Genomic DNA, 16,631 nt, shown 5'->3' on the forward strand with positions numbered 1-16,631 from the left:
AGAGGCTCTCGTCGCGCCCTTGCCGCACGAGACCCCAGCTTGCGCTGGTGTGACGAAGGGGGCGGTCCGTGGCTGACCGCGACCCTCTCGCCAAATATAACGCCAAGCGCGACTTTTCGAAGACAGCCGAACCCAAGGGCGAACGCGCCGCCGACGCGGGGCATCGCTTCATGGTCCAAAAGCACGACGCAACGCGGCTGCACTGGGATCTGCGGCTCGAGGTCGATGGTGTGATGAAGAGCTGGGCGGTCACGCGCGGCCCCAGCCTCAACCCCGACGACAAGCGCCTCGCGGTCCAGACCGAAGACCATCCGATCAGCTACGCCGATTTTGAAGGGACAATCCCCGCAGGCGAATATGGCGGCGGCACGGTGATGCTGTGGGACGACGGCTGGTGGGAACCGTTCCCCGGCAAATCGGCCAAGGATCTGGAGGAGGGGCATCTCCACTTCATCCTCCACGGCGAGCGGATGAAGGGCGAATGGCTGCTGATCCGGCTCAAGCCGCGCGGCAAGGAGCCCAATACCAACTGGCTGTTGCGCAAGATCGACGACGACTATGCCGGCGGTTCGGACGATCTGGTCGAAAATGCCGTGACCAGCGTCAAGACCGGCCGCTCGATGGCCGAGATCGCCAGCGGCAAGAAGGCGAAAGAGCTGGCCAGTTGGAAGAAGCTGCGTTCCGCCAGTACGTCGCCCCGGCGGAGACCGGGGCCGCCGGGTGGCTCGGATTCCACCGCGCAACGCAGCGGCCCCGGCCTGCGCCGGGGCGACGCCAAGATGCCCAAATTCCGCGAACCGCAACTCTGCACCCTGGTCGACTCCGTCCCCACCGGTGCCGGCTGGATCCACGAAGTCAAATATGACGGCTATCGCGCGCTGATCGCGATCGGCGGCGGTAAGGCCAAGGTCTATACGCGTAACGGCCTCGACTGGACCGACAAGTTCCACGCCATCGCCGATGCGGCAGCCAAGCTGCCGGTCGGATCGGCGCTGATCGATGGCGAGATCGTCGCGTTCAAGGACGGCCACCCCGATTTCTCGACCCTGAAGGACGCCATCTCCAACGACGGCGAGATGACCTTGTTCGCGTTCGACCTGCTCGAACTCGACGGCGAAAACCTCGCCAAATTGCCCCAGGTCCAGCGCAAGGAACGCTTGCGCCCGCTGCTCGAGGGTGCCGATGCGCGGCTGCAATATGCCGAGCATATCGTCGGCGAAGGCGAGAAATTGTTCGAGGCGATGTGCCGCGAAGGCTATGAAGGGATCGTCTGCAAACGCGCCGACGCGCCCTATTCCGGCCGGCGCACCCAAAGCTGGCTCAAGGTCAAATGCCTGCACCGCCAGGAATTCGTCATCGTCGGCTGGACCGAGAGCGACAAGTCGCGCGGCTTTCGCGCGCTGCTGCTCGGGGTGAACGAAGACGGCAAACTGCGCTATGCGGGTAAGGTCGGCACCGGCTTTTCGGTCGAGACGATGAACGATCTCCGCGCCAAGCTCGATCGCCTCGCGCGCAAAACGCCGACGGTCGAAGCGCCGCGCGCGGCGACCCGGCGCGTGCATTGGGTCACGCCCAAGCTCGTCGCCGAAATTGCCTATACCGAAACGACGCCCGACAAGGTCCTGCGGCATCCGAGCTTCCTGGGGCTGCGCGGCGACAAGGAGGCCGAAGAGGTGGTCGAGGAAAAAGCCAAGCCTGCGCCCAAGCCGAAAGCGTCGAGCGTCAAGATCACGCATCCCGACCGGCTGATCTTTCCCGATTCGACGGTGACCAAAGGCGATCTCGCCGCTTTCTACGAAGCGATGGCGCCGGTCGCGCTGCAATGGATCGCGAACCGGCCGATCAGCCTGGTTCGCTGCCCGCAAGGGCGCGGCAAGCATTGCTTCTTCCAGAAGCATGACGCCGGGTCGTTCGGTGAGCACGTCAAGCACGTGAAGATCAAGGAGAAGGATGGGTCGGTCGAACCCTATCTTTATGTCGATGACGCTGACGGGCTGCTGCAATGCGTCCAGATGGGAACGATCGAGTTCCACGGCTGGGGATCGTCGGTCGCCGATGTCGAAAAGCCCGATCGCCTGGTGTTCGACCTCGACCCCGACGAGGGGCTGGGGTTCGCCGAGGTCAAGAAGTCGGCGGCCGAGATCAAGGCGCATCTCGCCGAGATCGGGCTGGTCAGTTTCGCGATGGTGTCGGGGGGCAAGGGCGTTCATGTCGTCGTGCCGCTGACGCCCGAGGCCGAATGGCCGGCGGTCAAGGATTTCGCCGATCGCTTCTGCCAAGCGATGGCCCAGGCCGAGCCCGATCGCTTCACCGCGACCATGTCCAAGGCCAAGCGCAAGGGGAAGATCTTCCTCGACTGGCTGCGCAACCAGCGCGGCGCGACGGCGGTGATGCCGTATACGGCGCGGGCGCGCGCCAAGGCACCGGTCGCGGTGCCGGTGACCTGGGCGGAGCTAGGCGATCTCGACACGCCGGCAAAGTGGCATGTCGGCGATCAGGACGAGTTGCTGAAGCGTGCCTCGTCGAAGGATTTGGCGGGGTGGGGAATCGCCAGGCAGGTGCTGCCCGACCTTTGACCCGCCCCCAACCGTCACCCCGGCCTTGTGCCGGGGTCCAACGGGCGGCAAGCGCAAGATAAGCGGGTCGAGCTTCTCGCTAACCTGCACATTGGATGCCGGGACGAGCCCGGCATAACGAATTAGAGGTCTGCGCAATCTCAATCCATGTTGCCACGCAGCATGGTTTGTGGTGGTTAGCCTTTCCCAAGGGGAGGCCCCATTGGCCAGTCACGCACTCAGCGAAGGTTTGTTCGACGCCGCGGCGCATGCCGCGCGCTGGTTGGCGGACTATCGCGGGCGGGTCGGCGATGGCGCGGGCGATGTCGTCGCCAGCGGGGATCAGAGCGCCTGGACCGCGGCGTTCGAGGAACTCGCTGTCGCTGCGGGCGACGACCTCGCGCACGCCCAGGAACGAGTCCAGCGCCACGCCGAGGACATCGGTACGGGGTTTCGTGTCGCCGGCGACTCGGACGAGCGGCCCTGGCCGGTCTCGCCGGTCCCGCTGCTGATTGCCGAAGGCGAATGGAAAGCGATCGCCGAAGGCGTCGCGCAGCGCGCCGGGCTGATCGAAACCATCCTCGCCGATATCTATGGCGAAGGCGCCCTGATCGCCGACGGTGCGATTCCCGCCGCCTTGGTCAACGGCAGTCCGCTGTTCCTGCGACCGATGGTCGGGCTGACTCTGCCCGGCGGCTATCAGCTCCAGTTCGCCGCGTTCGATCTCGGACGAGGTCCCGATGGCGAATGGCGCGTGCTCGCCGATCACCTGCGCGCGCCGGCCGGCGCTGGCTATGCACTAGAAAACCGCCTCGCGACGTCGCGGACTCTCGGCGGGTTGCAGGGGCGCCTCAATATCCTTCGCCACGCGCCGTTCTTCACCGCGTTCCGCGACGGTCTCGCCGCTTTGTGCAAGCGCGCCGAGCCCCGCATCGGTCTGCTCACCCCCGGCCGCTGGAACGCCAGCTATGCCGAACAGGCGCATCTCGCGCGCTATCTCGGTTTCCTGCTGGTCGAAGGCGCCGATTTGGCGGTGGCCGAGGATCGGCTCTATGTCCGCACCATTGCCGGGCTCAAACGCGTCGATGCGCTGTGGCAGCGTGCCGATCCGCGCATGCTCGATCCGCTCGCGTTCGATTCGCATTCGACGATCGGCGTCGCCGGGCTGATCGATGCGTTTGCCGCGCATAATGTGCTGATCTCCAATGCGCCAGGCGCCGGCGTGCTCGAGGCGCCGGCGCTGCAGGCGTTCCTGCCGGCATTGGCCGAGCGGATTATCGGCGAGAAGCTCAAGCTGCCCAATATCGCGACCTGGTGGTGCGGCGATGCAGTCGCGCGCGCGACGGTGGAGGCGCGGCTCGACAGTTTGATGATCGCGCCGGCGTTCGGCGTGAACCCGCTCGGCCTGCCCGATGGTGCGGTCCAGGGATCCGAATTGTCGGCCGAGGCGCGCCAGGCGCTGCTCGACGACATGGCGCGGCGGCCGCAGGATTATGTCGGGCAGGAACTGGTCCGGCTGTCGACCATGCCGGTGGTGGCCGATCACGAACTGGCAGCGCGGCCCTTTACCTTGCGCGTATTCGCGGCGCGCGGCGTCGATGGCGACTGGACGGTGATGCCCGGCGGTTTTGCGCGGATCGGCGAGCATCCCGATATCCGGGCCGCGGTGATGGGCGAGGGGATCTGGTCGGCCGATGTCGCGATCTACAGCCCCGATCCGGTGCCACCCACCTCGCTGCTGCCGGCGCCCGACAGTACCCAAATCCGGCGCAATCCTGGGACGTTGCCCAGCCGGGTGGCGGACAATTTCTACTGGCTAGGCCGCTATCTCGAACGCGGTGAGGCCTTGCTGGCGATCGTCCGCGCGATGCTCGGCAATTCGATCGATGCCGATGCCGGTGCCGCGCTCGACCACGACACGGTCGGACGGATGGCGGGATTGGTGGTCGCCGCCGGCGCCGCGGCGCATCCCGCGCACCTCAAGCGCCCCGACCTCGTCCAGCTCGCACGGACCGCGCTCGACGCGCTCGACGGCTGGAACAACATCCCGGCGATCAACCGCATGGCGCGGACCATCGCCCAGGTGTCTCGCGACCGGCTGTCGGCCGACGTCGTGCGCCTGCTCGACGCGCCGCATCCGACCAAGGGATCGATGCTCGATCGCTGCGGCTCATTGCAGCGGCGCTATGCCGCTTTGTCGGGCCTGTCGGCCGAGCATATGGGCCGTACCGCGGCATGGCGCTTCCACGATCTCGGCCGCCGAGTCGAACGCGGGCTGGCCGTGGCGCGGCTGGTCCGCACCTTCGGCATGACCGGGGCATCGAGCGACGATCTCACCACCTTGCTCGACCTCGCCGACAGCCAGATAGGTTACCGCCAGCGTTATCTGACCGGGATCGCGCGCGTGCCGGTGATCGACCTGGTCGCGCTCGATCCGGGCAATCCGCGCAGCCTCGCCTATCAGGCCGACCGCATCGCCGAGCATCTCGCCGAGCTCCCGGTGCTCAATGACGACGGCGTGCCCGAAGAGCAGCAGGCCGAGGCCCGCGCGCTGTGCGCTTTGCTGTCGACGGCGAGCGCCACGCGGCTCGACAAGGGTCAGCTCGACGACGCCGAACGCCAGCTCGCGCAATTGTCCGACGCCATTGCACGCCGGTATTTCCTGCAAGGCGCGGAACCGTTGCGCGCGGGCGGGCTTATCCTGGCGTGAGATTTGGGGCGTGATCTACGATATCCGGCACGTCACGCGGTTCGATTATGGTCGGCCGGTCGCTTTCGCGCGCTGCAACTTGCGACTCAAGCCGATCCTGTGGTCGGGGCAACAGGTCGAGCATTACGAATTGGCGGTGACACCGGCCGGTGAGACGCGACCGGCGCTGGCCGAAGCCGGCCTCGCCAACGTGACCCGGCTGGTCGTCACTGAACGCGTCCGCAATTTGACGATCGAAAGCGTCTCGCGCGTCACGGTCGACCGCATGGTGCCGATGCCGCAGCCCGACGACCCGATGCTGGCCGAGGTCGCGGCGCTGGCGCGGGCGAATCGCGATCTTTCGGCTGCTGGCCCCTCGGCCTATCTCTACCCGTCGCCGCTGATCCCGCTCGATGCCGATATCGCGGCGTGGTGCGCGCAGGATCTCGACCCCGACCGCAACGCGCTGGAAGCGGGGATCGCCTTGGCGCAACGCATCCAGCGCGATTTCGCGTTCGATCCGACCGCGACCCTGGTCGATACCCCGCCGCGCGAGGCATTCCTGAAACGCCGCGGCGTGTGCCAGGATCTGACCCAGATCATGATCACCGGCCTGCGTGCCGCCGGCCTGCCGGCCGCCTATGTCAGCGGCTATATCCGCACGATCCCGCCGCCCGGACAGGAGCGGCTGATCGGCGCCGATGCGACGCATGCCTGGGTGATGCTGTGGTGCGGTCCGGCGCGCGGCTGGGTCGGAGTCGATCCGACCAACGGCATCTGGATGGCGAGCGACCATGTCATCATGGCGATCGGCCGCGACTATGCCGAGATCGCGCCGATCGACGGCATCGTGCTGGGATCGGGCGCGCAGAAGATGGACGTGTCGGTCGACGTCGCACCGGTCGGCGACGTACCGGCATGGCATCAATGATCGATGCAGCAGGATACGACTTTGCGTGGCTCGTCAGCGACATTGCGGGCTGTTTAGCGGCGGTCGTGACTGCCGGCGCCGGACCGATTCCGGAAAGCGTTTTCGGCGGCCCCGTGGATCTATCCGATCTGGAGTATCGACTTCTTCAGTTACCGGTTGTCGGCGAGGCCACTGCTCTCGTCGAGGATGGCGATGCCACGAGCTTTCTCGATCTGGCCAGGCGCGGTTTGTTCGTATTCGACTGGACGGATGTTTATAGCACCGACCGCGCAAAAATCGATGCCTATCAGCTGGTCGCGGTTCCGGCATGCGCTATTCACACAGCCGATCTGCCAGCCGATCTCGGCGCCGTGGCTCTGCGACAGCGGCTGTTATCGGCGTTCGGCGATCATTTGACGCTCGACATGCTCGCGGACTGAACGCTCTTCATTTGCGCTTGGCCGTGCAATCCCCCAAATAGCGCGCGAAATGGCAGCTGATCCCTATACCCTGCTGGGCGTGTCCCGGACCGCGACCGAAGCGGATATCAAGAAAGCCTATCGCAAGCTGGCGAAGGAACTGCATCCAGACCGCAATACCGACAATCCCAAAGCGGCGGAGAAGTTCAGTCAGGTGACGTCGGCCTATGACCTGTTGAGCGACAAGGACAAACGCGCGCGCTTCGACCGCGGCGAGATCGACGGCGATGGCAACCCTGCCGCGCCGTTCGGTTTCGGCGGCGGTGGCGGCGCACCTCAGGGCGGTTTCCGCGCCGATTTCGGCGGCGAGCAGGCGGGCGACTTCAGCGACCTGTTCGAAGGGCTGTTCGGCGGTCGCGGCCGAACCGGTGGCGCCGGCGGCGGCTTTGCCGGCGGATTCGGGCGTCGGCCGCAGCCGAAGGGCGCCAATGTCGCCTATCGCCTGACCGTTCCGTTCACCGACGCCGCGACGCTGGCGCCGCAGCGGATCACGCTCGCCGACGGCAAGACGATCGATCTCAAGCTGCCGGCCGGAGTCGAATCCGGAACCCAGATGCGGCTGAGCGGCAAGGGACAGCCCGGCCCTGGCGGCAATGGCGATGCGATCGTCACGATCGAGATCCAGCCGCACCGGTTCTTCAACCGCGACGGCGATGACATCCGGATAGACCTGCCGATCAGCCTGTCCGAGGCGGTACTCGGTGCGAGCGTCCGTGTGCCGACCGCGGACGGCGCGGTCATGTTGACGGTCCCCAAGGGGTCGAGCTCAGGCAAGACGCTGCGGCTGAAGGGCAAAGGTTTCCACCGGAAAGGTGGCGGGCGCGGCGACCAGCTCGTCACCCTGATGGTCGACCTGCCGGTCGATGACGACGCGCTGGTCGAGTTCGTCCAGGGCTGGAAGGACAATGACAGGAATCCGCGCGGCAACCTCGGCGTCTGACGTCGGTTACGGTCCTGTATGTCGCATCTTTCCCCTCTTTCGCCCGAAGCGCGCGGGCTTCGCGGCTATCGCGAGCGAGAGGGAAAACCGCTACCGGTCCGCGCCTGGATCATCACCAAGCGCGTGTTTGTCGGCATCTTCGCCAATGGCTTCATGTATGCGGGCAACATCGCCTATCTGGCGCTGCTGACGCTTTTTCCCTTCTTCATCCTCGCGGCGGCGATCGGTTCGCTATTCGGACAGAGCGCGGAGGCACTTCGTGCGGTGGACTCGTTCCTGTCGACGCTTCCCGGCAGCGTCGCCGATCTGCTGCGCAAGCCGATCGCCGACGTGCTGGCGGCGCGGACCGGCTCGCTCCTCATCCTGGGCGGGCTGGTCGCCTTGTGGTCGGTCGGCAGTTTCGTCGAGACGATCCGCGACATCTTCCGCAGGGCCTATGGCGTGACCTTTGAAAAACCGTTCTGGCATTACCGGCTGGGATCGATGGCGGTGATCGTCGGGTCGGTCATCCTCGCGCTGCTCGCCTTCCTGATCCAGGGCGTGCTGACCGTGACCCAGCAGTTCATCTATCGGTTGGTCCCCTGGGCCGCCGAGGTCGCCCAATGGGTTGGCTGGTCGCGGATCATCCCCGGTCTCATCATGTACTTCGCGCTCTACATGCTGTTCTTCTCGGTGACGCCGGGCAAATATCGCAAAAAGGGCTGTCCGCGCTGGCCGGGCGCCGCATTCACCACCGTGTGGTGGATCAGCGCGACCGCGTTGCTGCCGGTATTCCTGGCGAAGCTCAGTAATTACGACCTGACTTATGGCAGCCTGGCAGGGGTGATCGTCACCTTGCTCTTCTTCTGGATCGTCGGCCTCGGCATTTCGATCGGCGCGCATTTAAACGCAGCACTAGCCGAAACGCCGTTGGAGGACGTAAGGGGGAGCCCGACAACAGAAACGGAGTTTGAAGCGGCATGACCGGACTGATGCAGGGCAAGCGCGGACTCATCATGGGTCTCGCCAACGACCGCTCGCTGGCCTGGGGTATCGCCAAGAAATTGCGCGAGGCGGGCGCCGAGATGGCGTTCAGCTATCAGGGCGAGGCGCTCGAGCGGCGCGTGCGTCCGCTCGCGGCGGAACTTGGCTCCGACTTCCTGATCGATTGCGACGTCAGCGACATGACGGCGCTCGACCAGACCTTCGCGACGCTCACCGAGCGCTGGCCGACGATCGACTTCGTCGTCCATGCGATTGGCTTTTCCGACAAGAACGAGCTGCGCGGACGCTATGCCGACACGACGCTCGAAAACTTCCTGATGACGATGAACATCAGCGTCTATTCGTTCACCGCGGTGGCGCAGCGTGCGGCGGCGATGATGCCCAATGGCGGATCGCTGCTGACCCTCAGCTATTACGGCGCCGAGAAGGTCGTGCCGCATTACAATGTGATGGGTCTCGCCAAGTCGGCGCTGGAGACCAGCGTGCAATATCTCGCGGTTGACCTCGGCCGCGACAATATCCGCGTCAATGCGATCTCGGCCGGGCCGATCAAGACGCTGGCGGCGAGCGGGATCGGCGATTTCCGTCTGATCCTGAAGTGGAACGAATTGAACTCGCCGCTCAAGCGCAACGTCACGATCGAGGATGTCGGCGGATCGGCGCTCTATTTCCTCAGCGACTTGTCGTCGGGCGTCACCGGCGAAGTTCACCATGTCGATGCCGGCTATCACGTCATCGGCATGAAGGCCGAAGACGCGCCGGATATCGCATTGGTGTGATGCAATCTCCCTCTCCCCTCGGGGAGAGGGTCGGGGAGAGGGGCAGTCGGGGACGCTCCTATGCCGTACTCCCCCTCTCCCAACCCTCTCCCCGGAGGGAAGAGGGCTTTTCGGTTGAGCTACAACACCTTCGGTCACGTCTTCCGCTTCTCGACCTGGGGGGAGAGTCATGGTCCAGCGATCGGGGCCATGGTCGATGGCTGCCCGCCGGGGCTGAGCCTGAGCGAGGACGATATCCAGCCATTCCTCGACCAGCGTCGTCCGGGCCAGTCGCGTTTCACCACGCAGCGTCAGGAGCCGGACCGTGTCCGCATCCTGTCGGGCGTGTTCGAAGGACGCACGACGGGCACGCCGATCAGCCTGATGATCGAGAATGTCGACCAGCGATCGAAGGATTATTCGGAAGTCGCTTTGGCCTATCGCCCGGGTCATGCCGATTACGCTTATGACGCCAAATATGGTTTCCGCGATTATCGCGGCGGCGGGCGCTCGTCGGCGCGCGAGACCGCCAGCAGGGTCGCGGCGGGGGCGGTGGCGCGGCTGGTTATTCCGGACGTCTCGATCCTCGCCTGGGTCGAAGCGATCGGCGGCGACGCGATCGATTATACGCGGTTCGATCCGGCGGAGATCGGCAATAATCCGTTCTTCTGTCCTGACCCCCAGGCCGCTGCGCGCTGGGAGCAAATGGTCGATGACGCGCGCAAGGCCGGGTCGTCATTGGGTGCGGTGATCGCCTGCGAGGCGACGGGGGTGCCGCCGGGCTGGGGCGCGCCGCTCTATGCCAAGCTCGATGCCGAGCTCGCACATGCCTGTATGGGGATCAACGCGGTCAAGGGCGTCGAGATCGGCGACGGCTTCGCTGCCGCGACATTGACCGGCGAGGAAAATGCCGATGCGATGCGGCCGGGCAGCAACCAGACCGGCGGGCCGCATTTCCTGTCCAACCATGCCGGCGGGATCGCCGGGGGAATCTCGACCGGGCAGCCCGTCCGCATCCGCGTCGCGTTCAAGCCCACCAGTTCGATCCTGACCCCGGTCGAGACGATCACGCGCGAGGGCGAGCCTACCGACATCCGCACCAAGGGTCGCCACGATCCGTGTGTCGGTATTCGCGGCGTGCCGGTGGTCGAAGCGATGGTGGCGCTGGTTCTGGCCGACCAAAAGCAGTTGCATCGCGCACAAAACGGCTGAGTTTCCGTCAGTTAATCTCGCGATAGGCTCAATCTCCGGTAAGCCGTTCGATTCCGTGGACGTGACGATCCATTGCCATGGAGCCTTTTGGTTACTGAGCCTTTTCCTCTTCGGTCCATTCAGGACAGGAGAGTATCGAATGAAGCTTGTCATGCTTGCGGGCGCCTTGATCATCGGCGTCTCGGGAGTTGCGGTGGCGCAAACCACCCCGGCGACCCCCGCAACGCCGGCTACGCCGGCAACGCCTGGCTCTATGGGCACCCCGGCGGAACCTGCAACGCCCGCCACCCCTGCCACCCCGGCTACGCCAGACGCGGCGGCGCCGAGTTCGACCCCCGATTCCGCCACCACACCGTCGACTACGACGGATTCGACGGCGACGACCGACACGTCAGCGTCGGCGGATACGGGCAAGAAGAAAAAGAAGCACTGATAGCCCCAGCCCACCCCATGCAATCGGCTCGTGCCTGATCAGGCGCGAGCCGTCGGGGCTAATGGGCCTGTCCTCGCGGTCGGTGCTGGCGTGCACTGGCTGCGGGGGCAGGCCCTACCTTTTTCAGCTTTTCTCGTTGCGTGCCTGAAGCAGATCAGTCCGCGAACGGATCGCGCACCAGGATCGTGTCGTTGCGCTCGGGGCTGGTCGACACCAATGCCACCGGGCAGCGGATCAGTTCTTCGATGCGGCGGATATATTTGATCGCCGCGGCAGGCAGTTCCGCCCAGCTTCGCGCGCCGGCGGTCGATTCGGACCAGCCGGGGACCGTCTCGTAGATCGGCTCGACTGCCGCCTGGTCGAGCGGATGCGGCGGCAGATAGTCGTAGGTCTTGTCGCCCAGCCGATAGCCGGTGCAAATCTTGATCTCGTCGAGCCCGTCGAGAATGTCGAGCTTGGTCAGCGCGATGCCGGTAATGCCGCTGACCGCCGCCGATTGCCGCACCAACACGGCGTCGAACCAGCCGCAACGCCGTTTGCGCCCGGTATTGACCCCGAACTCGCGCCCGCGCGTGCCGAGATATTCGCCGATCTCGTTATCCTGCTCGGTCGGGAAGGGGCCCGATCCGACCCGCGTCGTATAGGCTTTGACGATCCCCAGCACGAAGCCGACGCGCGACGGCCCAAGGCCGGATCCCGCCGAGGCGGTGCCGGCGACGGTGTTGGACGAAGTGACGAACGGATAGGTGCCGTGGTCGACGTCGAGCAGCACGCCCTGCGCGCCCTCGAACAGGATGCGCTTGCCGCGCTCGCCCGCCGCGTTGAGCGTGACCCAGACCGGCTTGGCATAAGGCAATACGAAGTCGGCGATCTCCCTGAGCTCGGCCAGCAAGGCCTCGCGGTCGACCGGCGGCTTGCCGAACCCGGCAAGCAAGGCGTCGTGATGCGCGCAGAGCCGATCGATCTGCGGCCCCAATTGGTCGAGATGGGCGAGGTCGCAGATACGGATCGCGCGGCGGCCGACCTTGTCCTCGTACGCCGGGCCGATGCCGCGGCGGGTAGTGCCGATCTTCTGCCCAGAATTGCCGGCGTCGAGCGCGTCCTCGCGCAGGGCGTCGAGATCGCGGTGGAGCGGCAGGATCAGCGGTGCGGTCTCGGCGACGTGGAGCAGTTCGGGTGTGACCTTGACGCCCTGTTCGGCGATCCGGGTGACCTCGTCGCGGAAATGCCAGGGGTCGAACACGACGCCATTGCCGATCACGCTCAACGTGCCCCGCACCACGCCCGAGGGCAGCAACGCGAGCTTATAAGTCTTGCCGTCGATGACGAGCGTGTGGCCGGCATTGTGCCCGCCCTGAAAGCGCACGACGACGTCGGCGCGCTCCGACAGCCAGTCGACGATCTTGCCCTTGCCTTCGTCACCCCATTGGGCGCCGATCACCGCTACGTTGGCCACTTGCTATTCCTTCGCTTCAATTCGTCATGCCGGGCTCGTCCCGGCATCCAACCATCCGCGGGCGATACCGCTTGAGGCACGTTGGACCCCGGAACAAGTCCGGGGTGACATTTGGGTTATCTGACCAGGTCCCGAACCTCGCCATCGGCTAAAACATGCGTGCACAATTGCGCCTCGGGCGTGTCGCCGGCCTCGAGCGCCGCGACGGTCACCCAGCCTTCGCCGCGCAGCCTACCGGCGAGCGCGGGATCGGTCCCGAGCGGTACGAACAGCCTGCGCCGCTCGTCCTGCGCCAGACCCGCGCCGACGATCGCGTCGATATAGAGCGTGAAGCCGATCGCGGTTTCCTCGCTGCCGTCCTCATGCACAATCGTATAACTGCCGCCGCGCCCGATTTCGCCGCGCGCGCCGTCGGCGAACAGCGAGTAACCGAGCCAGGTTTGATATTCGAAACCGTGCCGCTCGGTCGGATCGAGCGTCAGCGCGACGCGCCCCTTCACTGCTTCGGCGACCTTCCACAGCCCATCGAGCCGCGACCGCAGCGCACCCCCGACATCGAAGCGGCAGAGACGGTCATGCGCGGTTTCGAATGGTCCGGCTGCCTCGATCATCGGCAGATAGTTCGGCGCCAGCGCCGCGACTGCTCCGGCATCCTTGGCATCGAGCCGGTCGGCGAGCTCATCGAGCGATACGCCGTCGAGCGGCAGCGGCCCGGCGGCGAGCGTCGCCAGCAGATCGGGCAGGGTGAAGTCGATCGAGATGCCGGTGACCCCGGCGGCCTCGAGCGCCTCGACCGCGACGGTGACGACTTCCTGCGCGGCGGCGATCGTATCGAGCCCGATCAATTCGCAGCCGGCCTGGCGCCGCTCGCGCTCCGGTGACAGTTCCGACGCGCGGAGCCGCAGCACCGATCCGGCATAGCTCAGCCGCAGCGGGCGCGGATGATGCCCCATCCGCGTCGCGGCGATGCGCCCGACCTGTGCGGTGATGTCCGGCCGGATCGCCAAGGTACGCTGGCTGATCGGATCGACGAAGCGCACCGCATCCTGCGCGCGCGCGGCTTTCAGCCGATGCGCCAGCGCATCCTCGAATTCGGCGAGCGGCGGATCGACGCGTTCATAGCCATAAGCATGCGCCGCATCGAGCACACGCCGCTCCAACCGCGCCGCCGCATCGGCGTCGGGCGGCAACCGATCGTGAAAGCCGGAAGGGAGCAGCGCGTGAGTCACGTCCGCCCCCTTAGCGTGCCCTGCTCAGAACGACAGCCCCATCACCGTCTTCACGCCCGCCAATTGGCGCACGCGGGCGATCAAATCGGCGTCGACTGCCTCGTCGACCGATAGCAACAGGATCGCTTCGCCGCCGGCGGAGCGGCGGCCGAGGTGGAAGGTGCCGATATTGACGCCCGATTCGCCCAGCAACGTGCCGAGTCGGCCGATGAAGCCCGGCGCGTCCTCGTTGACGACGTAGAGCATGTGGCCGGCGAGGTCGGCCTCGACCTTGATGCCGAACAATTCGACCAGGCGCGGAGCCTGATCGCCGAACAAGGTGCCGGCGACCGAGCGCTCGCCTGCCTCGGTCTTGACCGAGACGCGCAGCAGCGTGTGGTAATCGGCCTCGCGCTCGGTGCGGACCTCGCGCACCTCGATCCCGCGCTCCTTGGCGAGCAACGGCGCGTTGACCATGTTCACCGTGTCGGTCTGGGTGCGCAGGAATCCGGCCAGCACGGCAGAGACGATCGGCTTCTGGTTGAGCTCGGCGGCGGCGCCCTCGCTATGGATCGAAATGCGGCCGATCGCGCCATGCGTCAGCTGGCCGACCAGCGAGCCGAGCTTTTCGGCCAGCGCCATGTACGGCTTGAGCCGCGGCGCTTCCTCGGCCGACAGCGACGGCATGTTTAGTGCGTTTGTGACGCCGCCCGAGACCAGGTAATCGGCCATCTGTTCGGCGACCTGGATCGCGACATTGACCTGCGCTTCGGTCGTGGACGCGCCCAAATGCGGGGTCGAGACGAAATTGGGCGTGCCGAACAACGGGCTGGCCTTGGCCGGCTCCTCGACGAACACGTCGAGCGCGGCGCCGGCGATGTGACCCGAATCGAGCCCTTCCTTGAGCGCGGCCTCATCGATCAACCCGCCGCGCGCGCAATTGATGATCCGCACGCCTTTCTTGGTGCGGAGCAGATTGTCGCGGCTCAGGATGTTGCGCGTCTGATCGGTCAGCGGCGTGTGCAAGGTGATGAAATCGGCGCGCGCGAGCAGGTCGTCGAGATCGACCTTTTCGACACCCAGTTCGACCGCCCGCTCGGGGCTGAGGAACGGATCGAACGCGATCACCTTCATCCGCAGGCCGTGCGCGCGGTCGGCGACGATCGAGCCGATATTGCCCGCGCCGATCAGGCCGAGCGTCTTCGAGGTCAGCTCGACCCCCATGAAGCGGTTCTTCTCCCACTTGCCGGCCTGGGTCGACAGATCGGCCTCGGGCAACTGGCGGGCGAGCGCGAACATCAACGCGATAGCGTGTTCGGCAGTGGTGATCGAGTTGCCGAACGGGGTGTTCATCACCACTACGCCCTTGGCGCTGGCGGCGGGGATGTCGACATTGTCGACGCCGATCCCGGCGCGGCCGACGACCTTGAGGTTGGTCGCCGCGTCGAGGATGTCCTTGGTCACTTTGGTCGAACTGCGGATGGCGAGGCCATCATAATCGCCGATGATCGCCTTCAATTCCTCGGGCGTCTTGCCGGTGATCTCGTCCACCTCGACCCCGCGTTCGCGGAAGATCTGGGCGGCTTTGGGGTCCATTTTGTCGCTGATCAGTACTTTGGGCATGGTGAGTCTCCGTCGCCCCGGCGCAGGCCGGGGCCGTTGGATTGGGAATGAAACATAGCGGCCCCGGCCTCCGCCGGGGCGACGAGTCAGGCCGCCTTGGCGGTCGCGTAAGCCCAGTCGAGCCAGGGGCCGAGCGCCTCGATATCGGCGGTGTCGACGGTCGCGCCGCACCAGATGCGCAGGCCCGGCGGCGCGTCGCGATAGCCGGCGACGTCGAACGCGGCGCCTTCCTTTTCGAGCGCGGCGGCCATCGCCTTGATCAGCGCTTCATCGGCGCCGCCAACCGTCAGGCAGACGCTGGTCTTCGACCGCGACGCTTCGTCGATGGCAAGATGGCCGAGCCAGTCGCGTTCCGCCACGATCTTGTCGAGCGCGGCGGCATTGGCGTCCGACCGCGCGATCAGGCCTTGAGCACCGCCGACCGATTTCGCCCATTCGAGCGCGAAGATCGCATCCTCGACCGCGAGCATCGACGGCGTGTTGATCGTCTCGCCCTTGAACACGCCTTCGGTCAGCGCGCCCTTGGAGACGAGGCGGAACACTTTCGGCAGCGGCCAGGCGGGGGTGTATTCGGTCAGTCGTTCGACGGCGCGCGGGCCGAGGATCAGGACACCGTGACCGCCTTCGCCGCCCAGCACCTTTTGCCAGCTGAAGGTCGCGACATCGATCTTGTCCCACGGCAGGTCATAGGCGAACACCGCGCTGGTCGCGTCGGCGAAGCTCAGCCCTTCGCGGTCGGCCGGGATCCAGTCGCCATTGGGCACGCGCACGCCGCTGGTGGTGCCGTTCCAGGTGAACAGCACGTCGTTCGACCAGTCGATCTGATCGAGATCGGGCAACTGGCCGTAATCGGCGCGCACCACGGTCGGTTCGATCTTGAGCTGCTTGACGGCGTCGGTCACCCAGCCTTCGCCGAAGCTTTCCCAGGCGAGCGCAGTGACCTCACGCGCGCCGAGCATCGTCCACATCGCCATCTCGAATGCGCCGGTGTCGGAGCCGGGGACGATGCCGATGCGGTGGGTATCGGGGAGTTTGAGCAGTTCGCGCATCAGGTCGATGGCATATTGCAGCCGCGCCTTGCCGAGCTTCGAGCGGTGCGACCGGCCGAGTACCTCGACCGCGAGCTTCGACGCGTCCCAGCCCGGAGGCTTGGCGCAGGGACCGGAGGAAAAATGGGGGCGGGCCGGCTTGGTGGCGGGCTTCGCAATGGACGCAATGGTGGCGTCGGCAACGGTAGTTTCAGTCATATAGTCTCTCCTCGCAGAGAGCGCGCGCGGCGTTGGGACCGCGTGGCCCGTCGGCCGCCCTAAAGATATTGTGCGCTGCGTCAAGGAGCTTGCGGTGGACGGCAAAGCGAACATGCGGCAGTCTGCGCCAGAGCAGG

13 protein-coding genes are annotated in these 16,631 nt (G+C 65.9%); 9 read left to right on the forward strand and 4 right to left on the reverse strand.

Going from position 1 to position 16,631, the window contains the following annotated elements; genetic code table 11:
- Nucleotides 1–68 precede the first annotated feature (68 nt).
- The 9 genes from ligD to AC1DRD_RS21200 all read left to right on the forward strand — a co-directional run bounded on the left by ligD (nt 69) and on the right by AC1DRD_RS21200 (nt 10,960).
- Nucleotides 69–2,576, forward strand: a complete 2,508-nt coding sequence (gene ligD, locus AC1DRD_RS21160; RefSeq protein WP_478042929.1) for a DNA ligase D — start codon at nt 69–71, stop codon at nt 2,574–2,576.
- Nucleotides 2,577–2,778: 202 nt separating this feature from the next.
- Complete coding sequence (locus AC1DRD_RS21165; protein ID WP_478029840.1) at nt 2,779–5,265, forward strand: circularly permuted type 2 ATP-grasp protein; 2,487 nt, start codon at nt 2,779–2,781, stop codon at nt 5,263–5,265.
- A 10-nt stretch (nt 5,266–5,275) separates the two neighbouring features.
- The gene (locus AC1DRD_RS21170) at nt 5,276–6,175 is read left to right on the forward strand and encodes a transglutaminase family protein (protein ID WP_478042930.1); all 900 of its coding nucleotides are present in this window, start codon (nt 5,276–5,278) and stop codon (nt 6,173–6,175) included.
- Nucleotides 6,172–6,594: a hypothetical protein gene (locus AC1DRD_RS21175; RefSeq protein WP_478042931.1), complete on the forward strand. Its 423-nt coding sequence runs from the start codon at nt 6,172–6,174 to the stop codon at nt 6,592–6,594. The genes AC1DRD_RS21170 and AC1DRD_RS21175 overlap by 4 nt, the downstream gene beginning before the upstream one ends.
- Nucleotides 6,595–6,643: 49 nt before the next feature.
- Nucleotides 6,644–7,573 carry a DnaJ C-terminal domain-containing protein gene (locus tag AC1DRD_RS21180; RefSeq protein ID WP_478042932.1) on the forward strand — a complete coding sequence of 310 codons (930 nt, stop codon included), beginning with the start codon at nt 6,644–6,646 and terminating at the stop codon, nt 7,571–7,573.
- Between the two features lie 18 nt (nt 7,574–7,591).
- Nucleotides 7,592–8,536 carry a YihY/virulence factor BrkB family protein gene (locus AC1DRD_RS21185; RefSeq protein WP_478029843.1) on the forward strand — a complete coding sequence of 315 codons (945 nt, stop codon included), beginning with the start codon at nt 7,592–7,594 and terminating at the stop codon, nt 8,534–8,536.
- Entirely contained in the window at nt 8,533–9,336 is an 804-nt protein-coding gene (gene fabI, locus AC1DRD_RS21190) for an enoyl-ACP reductase FabI (protein ID WP_478029844.1), read from the forward strand. The genes AC1DRD_RS21185 and fabI overlap by 4 nt, the downstream gene beginning before the upstream one ends.
- 114 nt (nt 9,337–9,450) lie before the next feature.
- The gene (gene aroC, locus AC1DRD_RS21195; RefSeq protein ID WP_478042933.1) at nt 9,451–10,527 is read left to right on the forward strand and encodes a chorismate synthase; all 1,077 of its coding nucleotides are present in this window, start codon (nt 9,451–9,453) and stop codon (nt 10,525–10,527) included.
- A gap of 139 nt (nt 10,528–10,666) precedes the next feature.
- Nucleotides 10,667–10,960 carry a hypothetical protein gene (locus tag AC1DRD_RS21200; RefSeq protein WP_478029846.1) on the forward strand — a complete coding sequence of 98 codons (294 nt, stop codon included), beginning with the start codon at nt 10,667–10,669 and terminating at the stop codon, nt 10,958–10,960.
- Nucleotides 10,961–11,114: 154 nt separating this feature from the next.
- Here the strand turns inward: AC1DRD_RS21200 and AC1DRD_RS21205 are convergent, their stop codons facing one another.
- From AC1DRD_RS21205 to AC1DRD_RS21220, 4 genes are all read right to left on the reverse strand, one after another.
- Nucleotides 11,115–12,416, reverse strand: coding sequence for an adenylosuccinate synthase (locus AC1DRD_RS21205; protein WP_066825003.1), 1,302 nt, complete (start codon nt 12,414–12,416; stop codon nt 11,115–11,117).
- A 116-nt stretch (nt 12,417–12,532) separates the two neighbouring features.
- Nucleotides 12,533–13,645: an ATP phosphoribosyltransferase regulatory subunit gene (locus AC1DRD_RS21210; protein ID WP_478042934.1), complete on the reverse strand. Its 1,113-nt coding sequence runs from the start codon at nt 13,643–13,645 to the stop codon at nt 12,533–12,535.
- Between the two features lie 24 nt (nt 13,646–13,669).
- The gene (gene serA / locus AC1DRD_RS21215; RefSeq protein WP_478029848.1) at nt 13,670–15,247 is read right to left on the reverse strand and encodes a phosphoglycerate dehydrogenase; all 1,578 of its coding nucleotides are present in this window, start codon (nt 15,245–15,247) and stop codon (nt 13,670–13,672) included.
- Nucleotides 15,248–15,333: 86 nt separating this feature from the next.
- Entirely contained in the window at nt 15,334–16,494 is a 1,161-nt protein-coding gene (locus AC1DRD_RS21220; protein WP_478029849.1) for a phosphoserine transaminase, read from the reverse strand.
- Between the last annotated feature and the right edge of the window lie 137 nt (nt 16,495–16,631).

The sequence above is a fragment of the Sphingomonas sp. P4_G2 genome, assembly GCF_056401155.1.